Annotated in this window: 15 protein-coding genes; 10 read left to right on the top strand and 5 right to left on the bottom strand. The window is 60.8% G+C overall.

All coding sequences use genetic code 11. The features are described 5' to 3' along the window. Positions 1-45 precede the first annotated feature (45 nt). The 3 genes from ngg to mnmC form a co-directional block, all read right to left on the bottom strand. A complete protein-coding gene (gene ngg / locus BSF44_RS13930) occupies positions 46-1794 on the bottom strand; it encodes an N-acetylglutaminylglutamine synthetase (RefSeq protein WP_095943981.1) in 1749 nt (582 codons plus the stop codon). A 3-nt stretch (positions 1795-1797) separates the two neighbouring features. Further along, positions 1798-3570 carry an N-acetylglutaminylglutamine amidotransferase gene (locus BSF44_RS13925; RefSeq protein WP_095943980.1) on the bottom strand — a complete coding sequence of 591 codons (1773 nt, stop codon included), beginning with the start codon at positions 3568-3570 and terminating at the stop codon, positions 1798-1800. 170 nt (positions 3571-3740) lie between these two features. Further along, entirely contained in the window at positions 3741-5720 is a 1980-nt protein-coding gene (gene mnmC, locus BSF44_RS13920) for a bifunctional tRNA (5-methylaminomethyl-2-thiouridine)(34)-methyltransferase MnmD/FAD-dependent 5-carboxymethylaminomethyl-2-thiouridine(34) oxidoreductase MnmC (RefSeq protein ID WP_095943979.1), read from the bottom strand. A gap of 153 nt (positions 5721-5873) precedes the next feature. Here mnmC and pap point away from each other — a divergent pair, with 153 nt between their 5' ends. The 3 genes from pap to BSF44_RS13905 all read left to right on the top strand — a co-directional run bounded on the left by pap (position 5874) and on the right by BSF44_RS13905 (position 9906). Then, positions 5874-7394 (top strand): polyphosphate:AMP phosphotransferase, encoded by a 1521-nt coding sequence (gene pap, locus BSF44_RS13915; protein ID WP_095943978.1) that lies wholly within the window; start codon positions 5874-5876, stop codon positions 7392-7394. 102 nt (positions 7395-7496) lie between these two features. After that, positions 7497-8681 carry a thiolase family protein gene (locus BSF44_RS13910; RefSeq protein WP_095943977.1) on the top strand — a complete coding sequence of 395 codons (1185 nt, stop codon included), beginning with the start codon at positions 7497-7499 and terminating at the stop codon, positions 8679-8681. A gap of 265 nt (positions 8682-8946) precedes the next feature. Next, positions 8947-9906, top strand: coding sequence for a DMT family transporter (locus BSF44_RS13905; RefSeq protein ID WP_095943976.1), 960 nt, complete (start codon positions 8947-8949; stop codon positions 9904-9906). 99 nt (positions 9907-10005) lie between these two features. Here BSF44_RS13905 and BSF44_RS13900 read toward each other — a convergent pair whose 3' ends face one another. Then, positions 10006-11400, bottom strand: coding sequence for a class II fumarate hydratase (locus BSF44_RS13900; RefSeq protein WP_008048978.1), 1395 nt, complete (start codon positions 11398-11400; stop codon positions 10006-10008). Positions 11401-11591: 191 nt separating this feature from the next. Between BSF44_RS13900 and BSF44_RS13895 the strand changes: the two genes are divergently transcribed. From BSF44_RS13895 to BSF44_RS13865, 7 genes are all read left to right on the top strand, one after another. Beyond that, positions 11592-12116, top strand: a complete 525-nt coding sequence (locus BSF44_RS13895; protein WP_007997268.1) for a DUF2059 domain-containing protein — start codon at positions 11592-11594, stop codon at positions 12114-12116. A 12-nt stretch (positions 12117-12128) separates the two neighbouring features. Next, positions 12129-12428 carry a BolA family transcriptional regulator gene (locus BSF44_RS13890; protein WP_008048982.1) on the top strand — a complete coding sequence of 100 codons (300 nt, stop codon included), beginning with the start codon at positions 12129-12131 and terminating at the stop codon, positions 12426-12428. A 102-nt stretch (positions 12429-12530) separates the two neighbouring features. Beyond that, positions 12531-13472, top strand: coding sequence for a rhodanese-related sulfurtransferase (locus BSF44_RS13885; protein ID WP_046042587.1), 942 nt, complete (start codon positions 12531-12533; stop codon positions 13470-13472). Positions 13473-13475: 3 nt separating this feature from the next. After that, complete coding sequence (locus tag BSF44_RS13880; RefSeq protein WP_095943975.1) at positions 13476-14111, top strand: DsbA family protein; 636 nt, start codon at positions 13476-13478, stop codon at positions 14109-14111. After that, positions 14104-15921 (top strand): ABC transporter ATP-binding protein, encoded by a 1818-nt coding sequence (locus BSF44_RS13875; protein WP_095943974.1) that lies wholly within the window; start codon positions 14104-14106, stop codon positions 15919-15921. The genes BSF44_RS13880 and BSF44_RS13875 overlap by 8 nt, the downstream gene beginning before the upstream one ends. Positions 15922-16113: 192 nt before the next feature. After that, positions 16114-18573 carry an EAL domain-containing protein gene (locus BSF44_RS13870; RefSeq protein WP_095943973.1) on the top strand — a complete coding sequence of 820 codons (2460 nt, stop codon included), beginning with the start codon at positions 16114-16116 and terminating at the stop codon, positions 18571-18573. Between the two features lie 76 nt (positions 18574-18649). Continuing rightward, positions 18650-19411, top strand: coding sequence for a TenA family transcriptional regulator (locus tag BSF44_RS13865; RefSeq protein ID WP_371918249.1), 762 nt, complete (start codon positions 18650-18652; stop codon positions 19409-19411). Positions 19412-19549: 138 nt separating this feature from the next. On the opposite strand, the gene BSF44_RS13860 is transcribed toward BSF44_RS13865, so the two are convergent. Beyond that, complete coding sequence (locus tag BSF44_RS13860) at positions 19550-20476, bottom strand: GGDEF domain-containing protein (protein WP_095943971.1); 927 nt, start codon at positions 20474-20476, stop codon at positions 19550-19552. Positions 20477-20628 lie beyond the last annotated feature (152 nt).

Genomic DNA, 20628 nt, shown 5'->3' with positions numbered 1-20628 from the left:
GGGAGCGAGCCTGCTCGCGAAAGGGCCAGTCCAGACAACACATGGCTAAGAGACCACCGGCTGACTGTACGGAAACAACAGATCCACAAACCGCTCCGCCGTCGGCTGCGGTTCATGGTTGGCCAGCCCGGCCCGTTCGTTGGCTTCGATAAATACATAGTCCGGCTGGTCAGCGGCGGACACCATCAGGTCGAGGCCGACCATGGGAATGTCCAGTGTCCGCGCGGCCCGTACCGCCGCATCCACCAGCGTCGGGTGCAGGATCGCCGTGACGTCTTCAAGCACGCCGCCGGTATGAAGATTCGCCGTGCGCCGTACGAACAGGTGCTCACCGGCCGGCAGAATGCTGCTGTAGTCGTAACCGGCGGCACGCAAGGTGCGCTGGGTTTCCCGGTCCTGCGGGATCTTGCTTTCGCCACCGGTGGCCGCTTGTCGCCGCCGGCTCTGGGCTTCGATCAATGCACCGATGGAGTGCTGGCCGTCGCCCACCACTTCGGCCGGCCGGCGAATGGCGGCGGCGACCACTTCAAAACCGATCACCACAATGCGCAGGTCCAGGCCTTCGTGGAAACTTTCCAGCAACACGCGGCTGTCGAAGTGGCGAGCGGCTTCTATGGCTTGCTGCACTTCCTCGATGGTGCGCAAATCCACCGCCACCCCTTGGCCTTGTTCACCATCGAGTGGCTTGACCACCACGCGTTGGTGTTCATCGAGGAACGCCAGGTTGTCATCGGCGTTACCCGCCAGTTGCTGCGCCGGCAAGTTCAACCCGGCGGCCTTGAGCACTTTGTGGGTCAGGCTTTTGTCCTGGCACAGGGTCATGCTGACGGCACTGGTCAGGTCGCTCAGGGATTCACGGCAACGTACCCGGCGCCCGCCATGGCTGAGGGTGAACATCCCGGCGTCGGCGTCATCGACGTGCACATCGATGCCACGACGGTGTGCTTCCTCGACAATGATCCGCGCGTAGGGATTGAACGCGGCTTCCGGGCCGGGCCCGAGAAACAGCGGTTGATTGATGCCGTTCTTGCGCTTGATGGCGAAGGTCGTCAGGTTGCGAAAACCGAGCTTGGCGTAAAGGCTTTTCGCCTGGCGGTTGTCGTGCAGCACCGACAGGTCGAGGCAGGCGAGCCCGCGACTCATGAAGTGTTCGATCAAATGCCGCACCAGCACTTCACCGACACCTGGTCGCGCACAATGCGGGTCGACCGCCAGGCACCACAGGCTGCTGCCGTTTTCCGGGTCGTTGAAGGCCTTGTGGTGGTTGAGGCCCATGACGCTGCCGATGACCGCGCCGCTGTCCTCGTCTTCGGCCAGCCAGTACACCGGGCCGCCCAGATGGCGCGGCGTCAGCAGGGTGGCATCGATCGGCAACATGCCACGGGCCTGATACAGCTGATTGATCGCCTGCCAGTCGGCATCGCTTTGCGCACGTCTAATGCGAAAACCGCGAAACACCCGGGTCGCCTGACGGTAGTCGCTGAACCACAGGCGCAAGGTATCGGACGGGTCGAGGAACAACTGCGTCGGCTCCAGCCCCAGCACTTGCTGGGGCGCGGCGACGTACAGGGCAATGTCCCGCTCGCCGGGCTGCTCGTTGAGCAACTCCCCGGCCAGGCTCGCGGCATCGGCAAAGGTGTGGCCGATCAGCAGGCGCCCCCAGCCGCAATGCACGGCAATCGGCGCCCCGCCGCGTTCACAGCGATCCTCGGCAAGACGTGCCTGCAAGCGTTCGTAGGAGGGTGACTGGCCGCGCAACAGGCGTTGGCTGAAAGCCGTGGCGTGAGATTTCATCGGTCAGATTCCTTGTTCGCTGAGCCACAGGTTCAGGGCTGCCAGTTGCCACAGCTTCGAGCCGCGCAATGGCGTCAATTGACCCTGTGGGTCGGTCAGCAGTCGATCGAGCATCGCCGGGTGGAACAGGCCGCGATCCTGACTCGGATCGAGCAGCAGCTCGCGCACCCATTCCAGCGTATCGCCCTGCAAATGCTTGAGGCCCGGCACCGGGAAGTAACCTTTCTTGCGGTCGATCACTTCACTGGGAATCACTTGTCGCGCCGCTTCCTTCAGGACTTGCTTACCGCCGTCCGGCAGTTTGAAACGCCCCGGAATCCGTGCCGACAGCTCCACCAGGCGGTAGTCGAGAAACGGCGTGCGCGCTTCCAGGCCCCAGGCCATGGTCATGTTGTCGACCCGTTTGACCGGGTCGTCCACCAGCATCACCGTGCTGTCCAGACGCAAGGCCTTGTCCACCGCCGCATCGGCACCGGGCTGAGCGAAATGGGCTTTGACGAAGTCGCCGGCGGCGTCATTCGCGGTCAGCCATTTCGGTTGCACGGTGGCGGCGTAGTCGTCGTAACTGCGGTCGAAAAACGCTTCGCGGTAAGCGGCATAGGGATCACTCGCGCCGTCCACTTGCGGATACCAGTGGTAACCGGCGAACAGCTCATCGGCGCCCTGGCCGCTCTGGACGACTTTGCAGTGTTTGGCTACTTCCCGGGACAACAGATAGAAGGCGATGCAGTCATGGCTGACCATCGGCTCACTCATGGCGCGGAAGGCGGCGGGCAGTTGTTCGATGATTTCCTTTTCGTCGATGCGCAGTTGATGGTGCTGCGTGCCGTAGTGTTTGGCGATCAGGTCGGAATACTGGAACTCGTCGCCGCGTTCGCCGCCGGCATCCTGGAAGCCGATGGAGAAGGTCGACAGATTGTCCACGCCGACTTCCCGCAACAGGCCCACCAGCAGGCTGGAATCGACACCACCGGACAGCAGCACGCCGACATCCACCGCCGCACGCTGTCGAATCGCTACCGCTTCGCGGGTGCTGTCGAGTACACGGTCGCGCCAGTCTTCGAGGCTCAAGTCCGTCTCATCGGCGTTAGGGCCGTAGGGCAGGGTCCACCAGGTTTTCTGTTCGGTGCGGCCATCGGCTTCGATGCGCATCCAGGTGGCCGGCGGCAGTTTTTCAATGCCCGCCAGCAAGGTGCGCGGTGCCGGGACCACGGCGTGGAAATTCAGGTAGTGATTGAGCGCCACGGGATCGAGGAGCGGGTTGATGTCGCCACCCTTGAGCAATGCCGGCAGGGCCGAGGCGAAGCGCAGGCGCTGGCCGGTGCGCGACAGGTACAGCGGTTTTACGCCGAGTCGGTCGCGGGCGATGAACAGGCGTTGGGCATCGCGCTCCCAAATGGCAAAGGCAAACATGCCGTTGAGTTTCGGCAGCAGCGCTTCGCCCCAGGCGTGATAGCCCTTGAGCAACACTTCGGTGTCGCCACCGGAATAGAAGGCGTAACCCAGGTTTTCAAGTTCCGTGCGCAGTTCCGGAAAGTTGTAGATCGCCCCGTTGAAGGCCAGGGACAAGCCCAGTTGCGGGTCGATCATCGGCTGCGCCGAGCCGTCTGACAGGTCCATGATTTTCAGGCGCCGATGGCCCAGGGCAACAGGTCCCTGGCTATGAAATCCCCAGGCGTCGGGGCCGCGAGGGGCCAGGTGATGGGTGATTCGTTCAATGGCTGCAAGGTCTGCAGGTTGATGATCAAAACGTAACTCGCCAGCTAATCCGCACATAAATTCCTTACCGGTTTTTCCGTTGGGGAGGGTCGATCGATACCGCGTCGAAACAGCGGGTACTCAGAAAGTGACCCTCCTCGGTAAGGGGAGTTTTAGATCGATGAGTTATATGCGCGAATGACCACGGCCGAATCGCCCCATGAGGGCGACTTCGACTGCTGTATCGACTACTTGCCCCGGATCAGGCGCCGCAAGGCAAACCGGTTGGGGTGACAGGCTTCGGCCACGCTCCTGGGCAATGGCAGGGGTTCGTTGTCCAGCCAGGCTGCCAGCAGTTCTCCGGACAGCGGTGCGGTGATCAGGCCGCGCGAGCCGTGACCGCTGTTGATGTACAAACCGTCAAGCCATGGGCATTCGACGTCCGGCACCTGCCGGGCGTCCTTGCTGAGTGCTGCATACACCTGAGTGAACGCCTGGGTGTCGGCCAACGGACCGACGATTGGCAAGTAGTCGGGGCTGGTGCAGCGAAAGGCAACGCGACCCTGGAGACTTTCAGGTGCAAGTTCATCGGCCTGTAAACGCTCGACCAGATCGTGGGAAATCTCTTCGAGCATGGCCAGGTTGCCCAGGTGTTCCGCCGTAGTCGGCGCCAGGTCATCGCTCTTGAAATCGAAACTGGCTCCCAGGGTGTGTTCGCCCAAACGGGCAGGGGCGACATAGCCTTCGGCGCACACCACGGTGCTCAGGGCCTGGCTTTGCGGGGTTTGCACCAGTCGGGTGATTTGCCCGCGAATGCGTTTGAGCGGCAACTCGGCGCTCTCGGGGAAACGCCGGATTTCGGCGGCACCGGCGAGCACCACCACGGGGGCGTCGGCAAGCAAGCGCTCGCCGTCCCAGGCTTGCCAACGGCCTTCAACTTTGCGCAGCTCCAGCGCATCGTGATGGGTGAGCAGTTGAATCTGTGGATGCGCAGCCTGCCACTGGCACAACGCCGGTGGATGAACCCAGCCGCCTTCGGGATAGAACAGGCCACCCTGTGCCAGCCCGATGCCGGCCACGGCCTGTGCCTCGGGTTGATCCAGCAGGTGCAGCAAGTCCGCTGGAAACGCCGCTGCCAACTGCGCTTGACGCTCGGCTTCCTTGGCGTTGAACGCCAACTGCAACACGCCGCAATCGTCCCAGTCGCGGCCCCGTTGCAAGTGTTCGAGCAGGCGTCGGGTGTAGCCGAATCCGCTGACGATCATTTGCGACAGCGCCGTGCCGTGGGCGGATAACTTCAGGTAGAGCACGCCCTGCGGGTTGCCCGAGGCTTCCTGGGCGATGGCGTCGTGGCGCTCCAGCAAAGTCACTTGCCAACCCCGCGCGGCGAGGCTGGCGGCGCTGGCACATCCGGCCAGGCCGGCACCGATCACCAGAGCCTGGCGTTCGCCGGTCAGCGGGGCCGGCCGGGCGAACCAGGGTTTATCCAGGGCCGGGGTCGGTGTTTCCTGGGGCCAGCCGAGGAACTCGCCGCGCAGGATTTCCCATTTGTGGCCAATGCCGGGGGTGCGTTTCATCTTGAAGCCGGCGGCGTTGAGCAGGCGCCGCACCCAGCCGGTGCTGGTGAACGTGCTGATGGAGGCACCGGGGGCGGCCAGGCGCGCCAGTTCGGCAAACAGCTCGGCGGTCCACATGTCGGGGTTTTTCGCCGGGGCGAAACCGTCGAGGAACCAGGCGTCGATTCGGGCATCGAGTTGCGGCAGTTGCTCCAGTGCATCGCCGATCAGCAGGGTCAGCGTCACGCGGCCGTGGTCCAGCGTCAGGCGCTGAAAGCCCTGATGGATGGCCACGTATTGCTCAAGCAGTTGATCGGCAAACACCTTGAGTTCCGGCCACAGCGCCAGGGCCCGCTGCAAGTCGTCGGGGCTCAACGGGTATTTCTCGACGCTGACAAAATGCAACCGCGCACCGGTCGCGGCGTGTTGATCGAACACCTGCCAGGCGCACAAAAAATTCAGCCCGGTGCCGAACCCGGTTTCACCGATGACCAGCCGCCCGCCCTCGGGCAGGGCAGCAAAACGCTCCACCAGACGGTTCTGCTCAATAAAGACATAGCGGGTTTCGTCCAGCCCCGACTGGTCGGAGAAATACACATCGTCGAATACCCGCGAATACGGGCGACCTTGGTCGTCCCAGTCGAGCTGGGCGTGGGGCAATACAGGTTTCATGGCAGGCTCGGCAACGGCAAGGCCGCCATTCTAGCCGATCGACGGCGTGGTGCTTGATCCGTGGCAAGGTATGCATTGGCCGAGACCGGGAGAATCTCTGCTGGCCTTCAGTTCAATCCGCTAGTCTTGCTCACATCTGGAAGGGAGCCGCTCATGTTTGAATCCGCCGAAATCGATCACGCCATCGACAAAGAAACCTACGACGCCGAAATCCCGGCCCTGCGCGAAGCGTTGCTCGAAGCGCAATTCGAATTGCAGCAGCAACGCCGCTTTCCGGTGATCATTTTGATCAATGGCATCGAAGGTGCCGGCAAGGGTGAGACGATCAAGGTGCTCAACGAGTGGATGGACCCGCGCTTGATCGAGGTGCGTACCTTCGATCAGCAAACCGATGAAGAACTGGCGCGGCCGCCGGCCTGGCGGTACTGGCGGATGCTCCCGGCCAAGGGGCGCATGGGGATTTTCTTCGGCAACTGGTACAGCCAGATGCTGCAGGGGCGGGTCCATGGCGAGTTCAAGGATCCGCGACTGGACCAGGCGATCAATGGCGCCGAGCGCCTGGAAAAGATGCTCTGCGATGAAGGTGCGCTGATCTTCAAGTTCTGGTTTCACCTCTCGAAAAAGCAAATGAAGGCACGCCTCAAGGCATTGGCCGACGACCCGCTGCACAGCTGGCGCATCAGCCCGCTGGACTGGCAGCAGTCGCAAACCTACGACCGGTTCGTGAAGTATGGTGAACGGGCGCTGCGTCGAACCAGCCGTGACTATGCACCCTGGCATGTGATCGCCGGGGCGGATGCCCATTATCGCAGCCTGGCCGTGGGTCGGATTCTGCTGGCGGGCCTGCAAGGGGCATTGAAGCGACCGAAGATCCATCCGGAAAAGGTCAGCGCCGCGCCAGTGTTCCCCAGTGTCGATCAAGTGAACCTGATCGACAGTCTGGACCTGACCCTGCACCTGGACAAGGATGATTACGAAGAACAACTGATCACCGAGCAGGCGCGGTTTTCCGGGTTGATGCGTGACAAACGCATGCGCCGCCACGCACTGGTGGCGGTGTTCGAGGGCAATGACGCGGCTGGCAAAGGTGGGGCGATCCGCCGGGTAGCGGCAGCGCTGGATCCGCGTCAGTACAGCATCGTACCGATTGCCGCGCCAACCGAAGAAGAACGGGCGCAGCCGTATCTATGGCGTTTCTGGCGGCACCTGCCGGCCCGGGGCAAGTTCACGGTGTTCGACCGCTCGTGGTATGGCCGGGTGTTGGTGGAGCGCATCGAAGGCTTTTGCAGCCCGGCGGACTGGCTGCGTGCCTATGGTGAAATCAACGATTTCGAAGAACAGCTCGCCGACGCCGGTGTGATCGTGGTCAAGTTCTGGCTGTCGATCGACAAGCAGACGCAATTGGAGCGCTTCGAGGAGCGCGAGAAGATTCCCTTCAAGCGCTTCAAGATCACTGAAGATGACTGGCGTAACCGTGAAAAATGGGATGACTATCGTGCGGCGGTCGGTGACATGGTCGACCGTACCAGTACCGAGATTGCGCCATGGACCCTGGTGGAAGCCAATGACAAGCGCTGGGCACGGGTCAAGGTGCTACGCACCATCAACCGGGCGCTGGAAGAGGCTTTCGAGAAATCCGACCGGCATGAACGCAAGCGCAAGGACAAGAATTGAGGCCATGGTTACGCATACGCGAGGTGAATGATCGTCGCGGTCGGTGAAGCGCTGGACTTATGCTCGGTCCACTCTCAACCGATAACAACAATGAGGTATGCCATGCGTGAAGTGGTGATCGTCGACAGCGTACGGACCGGCCTGGCCAAATCCTTTCGCGGTAAATTCAACATGACCCGCCCGGATGACATGGCGGCCCACTGTGTCGATGCACTGTTGGCGCGCACCGGTATCGATCCGGCGAGCGTCGAGGACTGCATCGTGGGTGCCGGCTCCAACGAAGGTGCCCAGGGTTTCAATATCGGTCGCAATGTCGCGGTGCTCTCGCGCCTGGGTATCGGCACGGCCGGCATGACCCTCAACCGGTTCTGTTCTTCGGGCTTGCAGGCGATCGCCATCGCCGCCAACCAGATCGCTTCGGGTTGCAGCGACATCATCGTCGCCGGCGGCGTCGAGTCCATCAGCCTGACCATGAAGAGCGTCAACACCGACAACCTGATCAACCCGCTGCTCAAGGAGCAGGTGCCGGGCATCTATTTTCCGATGGGCCAGACGGCTGAAATCGTCGCGCGTCGGTACGGCGTCAGCCGTGAAGAGCAGGACCTGTACGCGCTGCAAAGCCAGCAACGTACCGCAGCGGCGCAGGCCGCCGGGTTGTTCAGCGATGAAATCGTGCCGATGGCGGTGAAGTATCGCGTCGAAGACAAGGCCACAGGTCAGGCACAGATCCTCGACGGCATCGTCGACCGAGATGACTGCAACCGCCCGGACACCACCCTGGAAAGCCTGGCCGGATTGAAACCGGTGTTCGCCGAAGATGGCTCGGTCACGGCGGGCAACTCTTCGCAACTGTCCGACGGCGCGTCCATGACCCTGGTGATGAGCCTCGAAAAAGCACTGGAGCTGGGGCTCAAGCCGAAAGCGTTCTTCCGCGGCTTTACCGTGGCCGGTTGCGCGCCGGACGAGATGGGCATCGGCCCGGTGTTTTCGGTACCGAAACTGCTCAAGGCCAAAGGCTTGCGGATTGACGACATCGACCTGTGGGAACTCAACGAAGCGTTCGCCTCGCAGTGCCTGTACAGCCGCAACCGGCTGGAAATCGACAACGCCCGGTACAACGTCAACGGCGGCTCGATTTCCATCGGTCACCCGTTCGGCATGACCGGCTCGCGCCAGGTCGGGCATCTGGTTCGTGAATTGCAGCGACGCAATCTGCGGTACGGCATCGTCACCATGTGCGTGGGTGGCGGGATGGGGGCTACGGGGTTGTTTGAGTCGGTGCGTTAAGCCTCGATATTTTTCGTTGTCTGCCAGATAGCTTTCGCGAGCAGGCTCGCTCCCACAGGTTTGGTGGCGTACACAACATTTGTGATCGCCGCTAATCACTGTGGGAGCGAGCCTGCTCGCGATGGGCTCACCTCGGTTGTAAAAAATCCCCCTCAAAGATTGCGACCCGCACAGTTTCATTCGCGGCCAGTCCAAAACTGTGCCTGTGTACGCCACCGCTGCGAGCCTAGAATGACGACTTCTGTCAATTGGCGTTGGGGTTCACATGCACATTTCATCGGGTCGCTGGGGTTACGGTCTGTTCCTGGCCTTGTTGACCGCGCTGTTGTGGGGAATCCTGCCGATCAAGCTCAAGCAGGTGTTGCTGGTGATGGATCCGGTGACGGTGACCTGGTTTCGCCTGCTGGTGTCCGGCGGCTGCCTGTTCATTTACCTGGCGGCCACCAGGCGTCTACCCAGCCGCAAGGTGCTCGGACCTCGTGGTGGCTGGTTGGTGCTGATGGCGGTGCTCGGACTGGTCGGTAACTATGTTTTGTATCTGATGGGTCTGAACCTGCTCAGCCCCGGCACGGCGCAATTGGTGGTGCAGATGGGCCCGATCATGCTGCTGATCGCCAGCCTGTTTGTGTTCAAGGAGCGTTTCAGCCTGGGGCAGGGGATTGGCTTGCTGGTGCTGTTGATCGGCTTTGCGCTGTTTTTCAACCAGCGCTTGAGTGAGTTGCTCACGTCGCTGACGGACTACACCGCCGGCGTGCTGCTGGTGCTGCTGGCGTCCACGGTCTGGACCTTCTATGCCTTGGGGCAGAAGCAATTGCTGACGGTGTGGAATTCGCTGCAGGTGATGATGGTGATCTACCTGTTTTGCGCGCTGTTGTTGACGCCGTGGGTGCATCCGCTCGAAGCGTTGCAATTGAACCCCTTGCAGGGGTGGTTGTTGCTGGCGTGCTGTCTTAACACCCTGATTGCCTATGGCGCGTTTGCCGAGGCCCTGGCCCATTGGGAAGCTTCCCGGGTCAGCGCGACGCTGGCCATCACGCCGCTGGTGACCTTTGCCGCGGTTGCCATGGCTGCGTGGCTGTGGCCCGACTATGTGCATGCCGAGACGATCAATGGCCTGGGATATGGCGGCGCGGTGCTGGTGGTGCTGGGGTCGGCGCTGGTGGCGTTGGGGCCTTCGTTGATTGCCGGATTGAAGGCCAGAAAAGCCAAAATGGTCGTTGGCTGAAAATCTTCATCGCGCCCTTCGCGAGCAGGCTCGCTCCCCCAGAGATCCAGTGTGGGAGCGAGCCTGCTCGCGAAGACGGACTTTCAATCAGCGCAAAATTCAGCCCTTGGCCCCAGCCTCCAGCATGTTCTCCGGCCTCACCCACGCATCGAACTCTTCGTCAGTCAGATACCCGAGCTGCAACGCCGCCTCGCGCAAGGTCAGGCCTTCGCTGTAGGCCTTCTTGGCGATCTCCGCCGATTTGTCATAGCCGATGTGCGGGTTGAGCGCCGTCACCAGCATCAGACCGCGCTCCAGGTGTTCAGCCATTTTTTCCGCATCCGGTTCCAGGCCGGCCACGCAGTGCTGCTGGAAGTTGCTGCAGCCATCAGCCAGCAAACGGATCGATTGCAGCAGGTTATGGATGATCACCGGTTTGAACACGTTCAACTGCAAGTGACCCTGACTGGCGGCAAAACCGATGGCGACGTCGTTGCCCAACACCTGGCAGGCGAGCATCGACAGTGCTTCGCACTGGGTCGGGTTGACCTTGCCCGGCATGATCGAACTCCCCGGTTCATTGGCCGGCAGCCTGACTTCGGCGAAGCCGGCGCGCGGGCCGGAACCCAGCAGGCGCAGATCGTTGGCGATTTTCATCAGTGTCACGGCGAGGGTTTTCAGCGCGCCGGACAACGTGGTCAGCGGCTCATGGCCGGCCAGTGCGGCGAACTTGTTCGGCGCGGTGATGAACGGCAAGCCGGAGAGGGCTGCCAATTCCGCGGCGATGGCCTCGCCGAAGCCGTGGGGTGAGTTCAGCCCGGTGCCGACGGCCGTTCCGCCCTGGGCCAGCTCGCAGACCGCGGGCAGTGCACTGCGGATTGCCCGCTCGGCGTAATCGAGTTGCGCGATGAAAGCCGAGATTTCCTGACCGAAGCTGATCGGTGTCGCATCCATCATGTGGGTTCGACCGGTCTTGACCAGTTTCATATGGCGTGCGGCCAGTTCGGCCAGCCCGCCGGTCAGTTCACTGATCGCCGGCAGCAAGTGCTGCTGCACCGCCTGGACGGCTGCGATGTGCATGGCGGTGGGAAAACAGTCGTTGGAACTCTGGGAGCGATTGACGTGATCGTTGGGGTGCACCGGGGACTTGCCGCCACGAGGGTTGCCGGCCAGCTCGTTGGCGCGACCGGCGATCACTTCGTTGACGTTCATGTTGCTCTGGGTACCGCTGCCGGTTTGCCAGACCACCAGCGGAAACTGGTCGTCGTGGTCGCCGGCGAGCACTTCGTCGGCCGCCTGCTCGATCAGGCGCGCGATATCGGCGGGCACGTCGCCGTTGCGATCATTGACCCGTGCCGCGGCTTTCTTGATCAGCGCCAGGGCATGCAACACGGCCAGCGGCATGCGTTCGTTGCCGATGGCGAAGTTGATCAGTGAGCGTTGCGTCTGAGCGCCCCAATAGGCTTCATCCGGGACTTCAACCTGGCCGAGGCTGTCGGTTTCGATACGGCTCATCTTGCTCACTCCTGTAGGTCCGATTGCGCAGTTTAGGCCGTGATCGACGGCCGTGGTTCCATCAGTCTGAATTTGACCATTCAACCCCTCTAAATCAGGCGCGACAAGGCTTGGGGTTGAGCGACACACTTTTTTAGGCGCAGAATGGACGCCCTTGGGGTCTTACCTCGCCAGCTAGAAAAGGAAACTCGATGACTCGTCTTCGTGCCATCTGTACCGCCGTTGCTTTGGTCTGCGCCAGCGGCCAGGTTCTTGCCGACACCGCCAGCCATAACGCCAGTGCCGAGGCTTTCCTGACCATGGCGCACGCTGACAAACTGGGCACCCCGGTGTACATGCAAGTACAGCAGATGTTTGCCCAGCGTTTCGAACAAACCAAAGCCCCTGAGTCGAAAAAAGCCGTGCTGGAAACCTACCAGGCCAAGGCCAACGCCGCTCTGGACCAGGCCATTGGCTGGAACAAGCTGAAACCGGACATGGTCAAGCTCTACACCACCAACTTCACCGAATCCGAGCTCAAGGACCTGGTTGCGTTCTACCAGTCGCCACTGGGCAAGAAAGTCCTGGAAAAAATGCCTCAGCTGACCCAGCAATCGGCCCAGATGACCCAGGCCAAGCTGGAAAGCGCGGTGCCTGTGGTCAACAAGCTGCTGGCTGACATGACCGCCGAGCTGACGCCGAAAGACGCGGCTGCTCCAGCCAAGAAAAAGCCTTAAGCGGAGTTCGGTATGACCATGCAACAACGCATCGAATCGACGCTGGCCCTGCTTCAGCCCGAGCATCTGCAAGTGCTGGATGAAAGCCACATGCACAGCCGTGGGCTGCAAACCCATTTCAAGGCGGTGGTGGTCAGCGCGCAGTTCGAAGGCCTGAACCGGGTCAAGCGTCACCAGAAGGTCTACGGCACGCTTGGCGAGCTGATGGGCGAGTTCCATGCGTTGGCGCTGCATACCTACACGCCAGAGGAATGGGCCCGGATCGACGCGGCTCCGGCCTCGCCGACCTGTGCCGGCGGCAGCAAGCACTAAACACAGGTTTTTTGTTAGAATGCCCAACGCGCCGCTAACCCGGCGCGTTTTTTTTCGCATCCGGTTCACCCCTTACGAGGGTAGCCACCTGGAGATTTACCCATGACACAACAGATTGTCGTGGCGGCACTGTATAAGTTCGTCACCCTGGAAGATTACGTCGCCCTGCGCGAGCCCCTGCTGCAAGCGATGGTCGACAACGGCATCAAAGGCACCCTGCTGATTGCCGAAGAAGGTATCAACGGCACCGTGTCCGGCAGCCGCGAAGGCATCGACGGGCTGATGGCCTGGCTCAAGAACGACCCGCGCATGGACGACATCGACCATAAAGAGTCGTACTGCGACGATCAGCCGTTCTATCGCACCAAAGTCAAACTCAAGAAAGAAATCGTCACCCTCGGCGTGGAAGGCGTGGACCCGAACAAAAAGGTCGGCACCTACGTCGATCCGCAGGACTGGAACGCCCTGATCAGCGACCCCGAAGTGCTGTTGATCGACACCCGTAATGATTACGAAGTCTCGATCGGTACCTTCGAAGGCGCCATCGACCCGAAAACCACCAGTTTTCGCGAGTTTCCCGATTACATCAAAGCCAACTTCGACCCGGCCGTGCACAAGAAGGTCGCAATGTTCTGCACCGGCGGCATCCGCTGCGAGAAGGCCTCGAGCTACATGCTCAGCGAGGGCTACGGTGAGGTTTTTCACCTCAAGGGTGGCATCCTGAAGTACCTCGAAGAGGTGCCGCAGGAAGAAACCAAGTGGCAGGGCGACTGCTTCGTGTTCGACAACCGCGTGACCGTTCGTCACGACCTGAGCGAAGGCGACTACGATCAATGTCATGCCTGCCGCACGCCGGTGAGCGTGGAAGACCGCGCGTCCGAGCATTACGTGGCCGGCATCAGTTGCCCGCATTGCTGGGATAAGCTGAGCGAGAAGACCCGTCGCAGCGCGATCGACCGGCAGAAGCAGATCGAACTGGCCAAGGCTCGTAACCAGCCTCACCCGATCGGCTTCAACTACAAGCAAGCATCCTCCGAGGCCTGAACCATGTCTGCACGCCTGCTTTATGTGATGGACCCGATGTGTTCCTGGTGCTGGGGGTTTGCCCCGGTGGCCAACGCACTGGTCGAGCAGGCGCAAGCCGCGGGTGTGGATGTGCATCTGATCGTGGGTGGTTTGCGCACCGGTAGCGGTGCGGCGCTGGAGCCGACCACCCGACGCTACATCCTTGAACACTGGCAGGCGGTCACCGAAGCCACCGGCCAGTCTTTCAAGTTTGAGGGCGCGTTATCCGATGGCTTTGTCTATGACACCGAGCCTGCCTGCCGGGCACTGGTGACGGCGCGCGGACTGGCGCCGGATTGCGCCTGGAAGCTGCTCGGGCTGATCCAGCATGCGTTTTATGTCGAAGGCCGGGATGTCACCCGCGCCAGCGTGCTGGTGGAACTGGCCGAGCAAGCCGGCGTGCCGCGCATCGAGTTCGCCGCCGCGTTTGACCGCGCCGATATGCATGCCGCAACGGCGGCTGATTTCACCTGGGTCCAGGACTTGGGCATTGCCGGTTTCCCCACTCTGCTGGCCGAGCGTAACGGCCAACTGGCGTTGTTGACCAATGGCTATCAGCCGTTGAGCGAGTTGTCCCCGCTGCTCGGCCGCTGGCTGGAGCGTGCTGCCTGTGCATGACCTGCCTGATGATGTCGCACCCGCTAAACGTGTCGACCGTCTGAGCTGGGCGGAAATCCGCCGCCTGGCCCTGCATCACAAGAAATCCCTGTGGATCGCCAACGGTGTGGCCGTGCTGGCGACCCTGTGCAGCGTGCCGATTCCCTTGCTCCTGCCGTTGCTGGTGGACGAGGTGTTGCTGGGGCATGGTGATGCCGCGCTGAAGATCATGAACCACGCGCTGCCCGAAGGCTGGCAGAAGGCCGCGGGCTACATCGGCCTGATGCTGGTGGTGACCTTGACCCTGCGTTGCACCGCGTTGCTGTTCAACGTGGTGCAGGCGAAATTGTTCGCCGGGTTGGCCAAGGACATCGTCTACCGCATTCGCATACGCCTGATCGAGCGTCTCAAGCGTATCTCCTTGGGCGAATACGAAAGCCTGGGCAGCGGCACGGTGACCACGCATCTGGTCACCGACCTGGACACCCTGGACAAATTCGTCGGCGAAACCCTCAGCCGTTTCCTCGTGGCCATGCTGACCCTGGTCGGCACGGCAGGCATTCTGATGTGGATGCACTGGAAACTGGCATTGCTGATTCTGCTGTTCAACCCGCTGGTGATCTATGCCACGGTGCAATTGGGCAAGCGGGTCAAGCACCTGAAGAAACTCGAGAACGACAGCACTTCGCGCTTCACCCAGGCACTGACCGAAACGCTGGATGCCATCCAGGAAGTTCGCGCCGGCAACCGCCAGGGGTTTTTCCTCGGTCGCCTGGGGCAACGCGCCCGGGACGTGCGTGACTATGCGGTGAATTCGCAATGGAAAACCGATGCGTCGAATCGGGCCAGCGGTTTGCTGTTCCAGTTCGGCATCGATATTTTCCGGGCCGCGGCGATGCTCACCGTGCTGTTTTCCGACCTTTCAATCGGCCAGATGCTCGCGGTGTTCAGTTACCTGTGGTTCATGATCGGTCCGGTTGAACAACTGCTGAACCTGCAATATGCCTACTACGCTGCCGGCGGTGCGCTGTCGCGAATCAACGAACTGCTGTCCCGTGCCGATGAGCCCCAATACCCGGGCGGCGTCGACCCTTTCGCCGGTCGCGAGACGGTCGGGCTGGAAGTACAAGGGTTGAGCTTCGGTTACGGTGATGAACTGGTCCTGAACCAGATGAACCTGTCCATCGCCCCCGGCGAAAAGGTTGCGATCGTCGGCGCCAGTGGCGGTGGCAAGAGCACGTTGGTGCAACTGCTGCTGGGCTTGTACACGCCGTTGGCCGGAACCATTCGCTTCGGCGGTTCGACCCAGCAGGAGATCGGCCTGGAAACCGTGCGGGAAAATGTTGCCGTGGTCCTGCAACATCCGGCGCTGTTCAACGATACCATCCGGGCCAACCTGACCATGGGCCGCGAACGCAGTGACGAGGCCTGCTGGCAGGCGCTGGAAATTGCCCAGTTGCATGGCACGGTCCGGGATTTGCCCAATGGCCTGGACAGCATCGTCGGGCGCTCCGGGGTGCGTTTGTCCGGCGGGCAACGTCAACGCCTGGCCATCGCCCGAATGGTGCTGGCCGAGCCCAAGGTGGTGATCCTCGACGAAGCCACCTCGGCACTGGACGCCGCCACCGAATACAACCTGCACCAGGCTTTGGCGCGGTTCCTGAGCAACCGCACCACGTTGATCATTGCCCACCGCCTTTCGGCGGTAAAACAGGCGGATCGGGTGCTGGTGTTCGACGGCGGGCAAGTTGCCGAGGATGGCGACCACCAGCAACTGATTGCCGACGGTGGGTTGTACGCCAAGCTGTATGGGCATTTGCAGCGGTTGTAGCGGTTGTAGCGAGGTCGCTTCAAGGTTGCAGAGCGCTGTTTCAATACTATAAAAATTCATCGCGAGCGAATTCAGTGGCCGATACTCCCTCCGGGCAAAGCTTGTCGCTTGCCGGAAGCAGGATCGCCCCCTAGTCTAGCTATAGCGATTTCGTCCGGAAGACGAGCAGACAGTGCCAATGCAAGGGACCCCATGAATCAAACGCGGACTCTCGGAACGCCACGGCTGTTGGGTATCGTCTGGCCATTTATCGCCGTTGTGGTGTTTCAAGCCTTGTTGGGCGGCGTTAGCCTTTACGTGCTGTCGGCGGTTCGCGGCTATGTTGCCGGCGAAAGTCTCTGGTCCAAGGGCCAGAAAGACGCCATCTATTACCTCAACCTCTACGCCGACAGTGGCGACGAAGCGATTTTTCGTAAATACCAGCACGCGATGTCCGTGCCCCAGGGCGGACATGAGTTACGTGTGGCACTGGACCACCAACCGCCGAATATCGAGGCGGCACGTGTGGCGATTCTCAAGGGCGGCAACCACCCGGATGACGTTTCCAGCCTGATTTGGCTGTACCTCAACTTTCGTCACTTCAGCTACCTCGAAAAAGCCATCGACCTCTGGACCGTGGGTGATGCCTATCTTGTCAAACTCGATAACGTTGCCAGGGACATGCATCGGCACATCGCTGCCGGCCCGGCTTCCAGGGCGGATGTACAGCGCTGGAGGGAGCAGATTTTCGCGATCAATGATGAGGTGACTCCGGCGGCGAAAGCCTTCAGCGATGCACTGGGGGAGGGGTCGCGGGTCATTCTTCGTCTGCTGTTGCTGACTAACCTCGCCACGGCTCTTGGATTGATCGCGCTGGCGCTGATGCGCACCCATAAACTACTCAAGCAGCGCCATGCCTTCGCCGATGCGTTGCAAGTGGAGAAAGAGCGGGCGCAGATCACCCTGCAATCGATTGGTGACGGCGTGATCACCACGGATGTTTCCGGTGCGATCGCCTACATGAACCCCGCGGCCGAGGCGTTGACCCACTGGAAGGCCGAGCAGGCGACGGGGTTGCCGCTGGCGGCGCTGTTCAACCTGCTGGACGAAAATGCCCAGACCGATGGATTCACCCTGATCGAGCATATTCTCAGCGGCCAGCTCAGTGGCGGCAGTGAACACTCCAAGCTGATCCAGCGTCTGGACGGCAGCACGGTGTCGGTCACGCTGGTGGGCGCGCCGATCCGTAATGCCGGCAAAGTCAGCGGGACGGTGTTGGTGCTGCATGACATGACCCAGGAGCGGCAATACATCGCGAATCTGTCGTGGCAGGCGACCCACGACGCCTTGACCGGGCTCGCCAACCGTCGCGAGTTCGAATATCGCCTGGAACAGGCGCTGCACAACCTGACCCGCCATTCGGGTCGCCATGCCCTGATGTTCCTCGATCTGGACCAGTTCAAGCTGGTCAACGATACCTGCGGCCACGCGGCGGGCGACGAACTGTTGCGGCACATCTGCGCGCTGTTGCAATCCGGGCTGCGCGAAGGCGATACCCTGGCGCGCCTTGGCGGCGACGAATTCGGCATCCTGCTGGAAAACTGCGCACCGGAAGCGGCGGAGAAAATTGCCGAAAGCCTGCGCCAGACTGTGCAGAATCTGCATTTTGTCTGGAAGGGCCGGCCTTTCGTGACCACTGTCAGTATCGGGCTGGTCCATGTCGCGCAGAATCCGACGACGCTTGAAGCCTCGCTGCGTGCTGCCGACATGGCGTGCTACATGGCCAAGGAAAAGGGCCGTAACCGGGTTCAGGTCTATCATCCGGATGACTCGGAACTGTCCCTGCGCTTCGGCGAAATGGCCTGGGTGCAGCGTTTGCACATGGCGCTGGAGGAAGACCGCTTTTGCCTGTACGCCCAGGAAATTGTGCCCTTGGGTCATGTCGAACAGGGCGGCGGGCACATTGAGATTCTGCTGCGATTGCATGATGAAGCCGGGCGGATGATCCTGCCCGACAGCTTCATTCCGGCTGCCGAGCGTTATGGCTTGATGAGCTCGCTCGATCGTTGGGTGGTGCAGAACGTGTTCAAGATCATTGCCCAATGCAGGGCCGAGCAAGGCCATGGGCCGCTGGCCATGTGTGCGATCAATCTGTCAGGCACGACCATTGGGGATGAGGCATTCCTGGACTTCCTGCGCGAACAGTTTGTGACGTATTCGATTCCGCCTGAAATGATTTGTTTTGAAATTACTGAAACCAGTGCTATTTCAAATCTTGGCAGCGCCATTCGATTCATTAATGAACTCAAAGGCTTAGGATGCTATTTTTCACTGGATGACTTTTGTGCCGGAATGTCCTCATTCGCGTACCTGAAACATTTGCCTGTAGACTTCCTGAAGATCGATGGGAGTTTCGTAAAGGATATGCTGGACGACCCGATCAACCGCGCCATGGTCGAAGTGATCAACCACATTGGCCATGTGATGGGTAAGCGCACGATTGCCGAGTTTGTCGAAACGCCCCAGATCGAGCAGGCATTGCTGGAGATCGGGGTGGATTACGCTCAAGGGTATGTGATTGAACGCCCGCATCTGTTTACCTTTGATAGCCTGCTAAGCCGTCCCGCCAGGCCTCAGCCGCTGTTGTTCAAGGCCCCTGGCACGTTCCGTTGAAACTCCTGCCGGTCTTACAATCACAATCAAAAGGAGCTCGACAGTGATCGATACATTCAACCGAACCGGACCGCTCATGGAAGCTGCAAGTTACCCTGCCTGGGCCCAGCGCCTGATCCAGGATTGCAGCGAGAGCAAGCGCCGGGTTGTCGAACACGAACTGTACCAACGCATGCGAGACAACAAACTCAGTGCGAAGACCATGCGCCAGTACCTGATCGGTGGCTGGCCGGTGGTCGAACAGTTCGCGTTGTATATGGCACAAAACCTGACCAAGACCCGCTTTGCCCGTCATCCCGGCGAAGACATGGCCCGTCGCTGGCTGATGCGTAACATCCGCGTCGAACTGAACCACGCCGATTACTGGGTGCACTGGAGTCGCGCGCACGGTGTCAGCCTGGAAGAGTTGCAGGCTCAGCAGGTTCCACCCGAGCTTCACGCCCTGAGCCATTGGTGCTGGCACACCAGTTCCGCCGACTCGCTGATCGTTGCGATTGCCGCTACCAACTACGCGATCGAAGGGGCGACCGGGGAATGGTCGGCGGTCGTGTGTTCCAACGGTATCTACGCCGCCTCGTTCCCCGAGGAAGATCGCAAGCGGGCGATGAAATGGCTGAAGATGCATGCGCAGTATGACGATGCCCATCCATGGGAAGCCCTGGACATCATCTGCACACTGGCGGGCACCAACCCGAGCAAATCCCTGCAGGTGGAGCTGCGTCAGGCTGTTTGCAAGAGCTACGACTATATGTACCTGTTTCTCGAACGTTGCATGCAAATGGAACACGCAGAGCGGGCACCGGTCGTGCGTGAGCGGATGGCATTGGTCGAAAGCTGATTCAATCGCTGCTTGAAAAACAACTGTGGGAGCGAGCCTGCTCGCGAATACGGACTGTCAGTCAACATCATCGTTGAAGGTCAGGTCCCATTCGCGAGCAGGCTCGCTCCCACATTGGTTTGTGCCGTGACTGAAATTTCAGCCCGCCATCTCCAGCCGGTTACGACCTTCGCGCTTGGCCACATACAATGCGCTGTCTGCCCGCCGCAACAGGCTTTCGGCAGACTCGCCGGGCAACAGGGTCGAACAGCCTAGGCTGACCGTCAGCAGGATCTTGTGGCTATTGGCCAGGTACTCTTCAGACTGCACTGCAAACCGCAGCCGCTCACCGACCATGGCCGCGGCCTCGCGACAGGTATTCGACAGCAGGATCAGGAACTCCTCGCCGCCATAGCGGAACACCATGTCCACGTTGCGCAGTTGGTTTTTGATCGAGGCAGCGACCGCCTTGAGCACGTCATCGCCAGTGCTGTGGCCGTGGGTATCATTAACCAGCTTGAAATGATCGATGTCCAGCATCAGCACCGACAACGGTTGCAGGTGGCGCCGGGACAGCTCGATTTCCCTTTGCAGTGTCTGGTCCATGGCGATGCGGTTACCGGCGCCCGTCAGCGGGTCGCGCAGTGCGCTTTGGGTAGCGGTACGGTACAGCAGCGCATTGCGCATCGGGAAAAGCAGCGCGGCCAGCAGTGATTCGAGATGGCCCTGTTCCAGTTCGCTGAAACGCTGATTGCGACGGAAGATCAGCTCGCCCAGATGTTCGCCTTCGTGGCTGAGGCTGTAGCTGATGGAGTGGTGGCCGCGTTGGCCGAACTCCAGGCGCAGGTCACTGCTCTTGTGCTGGTAGCACAAGGCATCCAACGGCACCAGCCGTTGAATCTCGCGATAGAAAGTCCCAAGAATGCGTTGCGGTTCCAGGCTGGTTTGCAGCTGCAGGCTCAGCTGCTGGCGCAATTGCGCAAGACTGACAGGTCTTTCCAGGAGGGGCGGCTGCTGACCAAAGCCCAGGCGCTGCAATTTGGCGCTATCGAAGTCAATTGCGTTGGTCTGGGAGGGTGGTTTCATAAGGCGTGCGCCCCTAAGCAGTAAGGCTGTCTTACAAGCAGGGTGAGAGCGGCTTAGGGCTGCGCGTCGTACTGGTCCGTCAGTCCCGTAGGACATTTCGTACAAGTTTAATCCGCTTTGTAGAAGAAGAGTAATCTCTGGACTCAAGCTTC

This window comes from Pseudomonas sp. ACN8 (genome assembly GCF_002303925.1).
In the GTDB taxonomy this organism is placed as follows: Bacteria; Pseudomonadota; Gammaproteobacteria; order Pseudomonadales; family Pseudomonadaceae; genus Aquipseudomonas.
Note: the sequence above shows the minus strand (reverse complement) of the source record. Positions and strands in the feature narration are given on the sequence as shown.

Excerpts from the sequence above, each read along its gene's own strand:
- ngg (WP_095943981.1), bottom strand. The coding sequence starts at position 1,794 with ATGAAATCTCACGCCACGGCTTTCAGCCAACGCCTGTTGCGCGGCCAG.
- BSF44_RS13925 (WP_095943980.1), bottom strand. The coding sequence starts at position 3,570 with ATGTGCGGATTAGCTGGCGAGTTACGTTTTGATCATCAACCTGCAGAC.
- mnmC (WP_095943979.1), bottom strand. The coding sequence starts at position 5,720 with ATGAAACCTGTATTGCCCCACGCCCAGCTCGACTGGGACGACCAAGGT.
- pap (WP_095943978.1), top strand. The coding sequence starts at position 5,874 with ATGTTTGAATCCGCCGAAATCGATCACGCCATCGACAAAGAAACCTAC.
- BSF44_RS13910 (WP_095943977.1), top strand. The coding sequence starts at position 7,497 with ATGCGTGAAGTGGTGATCGTCGACAGCGTACGGACCGGCCTGGCCAAA.
- BSF44_RS13905 (WP_095943976.1), top strand. The coding sequence starts at position 8,947 with ATGCACATTTCATCGGGTCGCTGGGGTTACGGTCTGTTCCTGGCCTTG.
- BSF44_RS13900 (WP_008048978.1), bottom strand. The coding sequence starts at position 11,400 with ATGAGCCGTATCGAAACCGACAGCCTCGGCCAGGTTGAAGTCCCGGAT.
- BSF44_RS13895 (WP_007997268.1), top strand. The coding sequence starts at position 11,592 with ATGACTCGTCTTCGTGCCATCTGTACCGCCGTTGCTTTGGTCTGCGCC.
- BSF44_RS13890 (WP_008048982.1), top strand. The coding sequence starts at position 12,129 with ATGACCATGCAACAACGCATCGAATCGACGCTGGCCCTGCTTCAGCCC.
- BSF44_RS13885 (WP_046042587.1), top strand. The coding sequence starts at position 12,531 with ATGACACAACAGATTGTCGTGGCGGCACTGTATAAGTTCGTCACCCTG.
- BSF44_RS13880 (WP_095943975.1), top strand. The coding sequence starts at position 13,476 with ATGTCTGCACGCCTGCTTTATGTGATGGACCCGATGTGTTCCTGGTGC.
- BSF44_RS13870 (WP_095943973.1), top strand. The coding sequence starts at position 16,114 with ATGAATCAAACGCGGACTCTCGGAACGCCACGGCTGTTGGGTATCGTC.
- BSF44_RS13865 (WP_371918249.1), top strand. The coding sequence starts at position 18,650 with ATGGAAGCTGCAAGTTACCCTGCCTGGGCCCAGCGCCTGATCCAGGAT.
- BSF44_RS13860 (WP_095943971.1), bottom strand. The coding sequence starts at position 20,476 with ATGAAACCACCCTCCCAGACCAACGCAATTGACTTCGATAGCGCCAAA.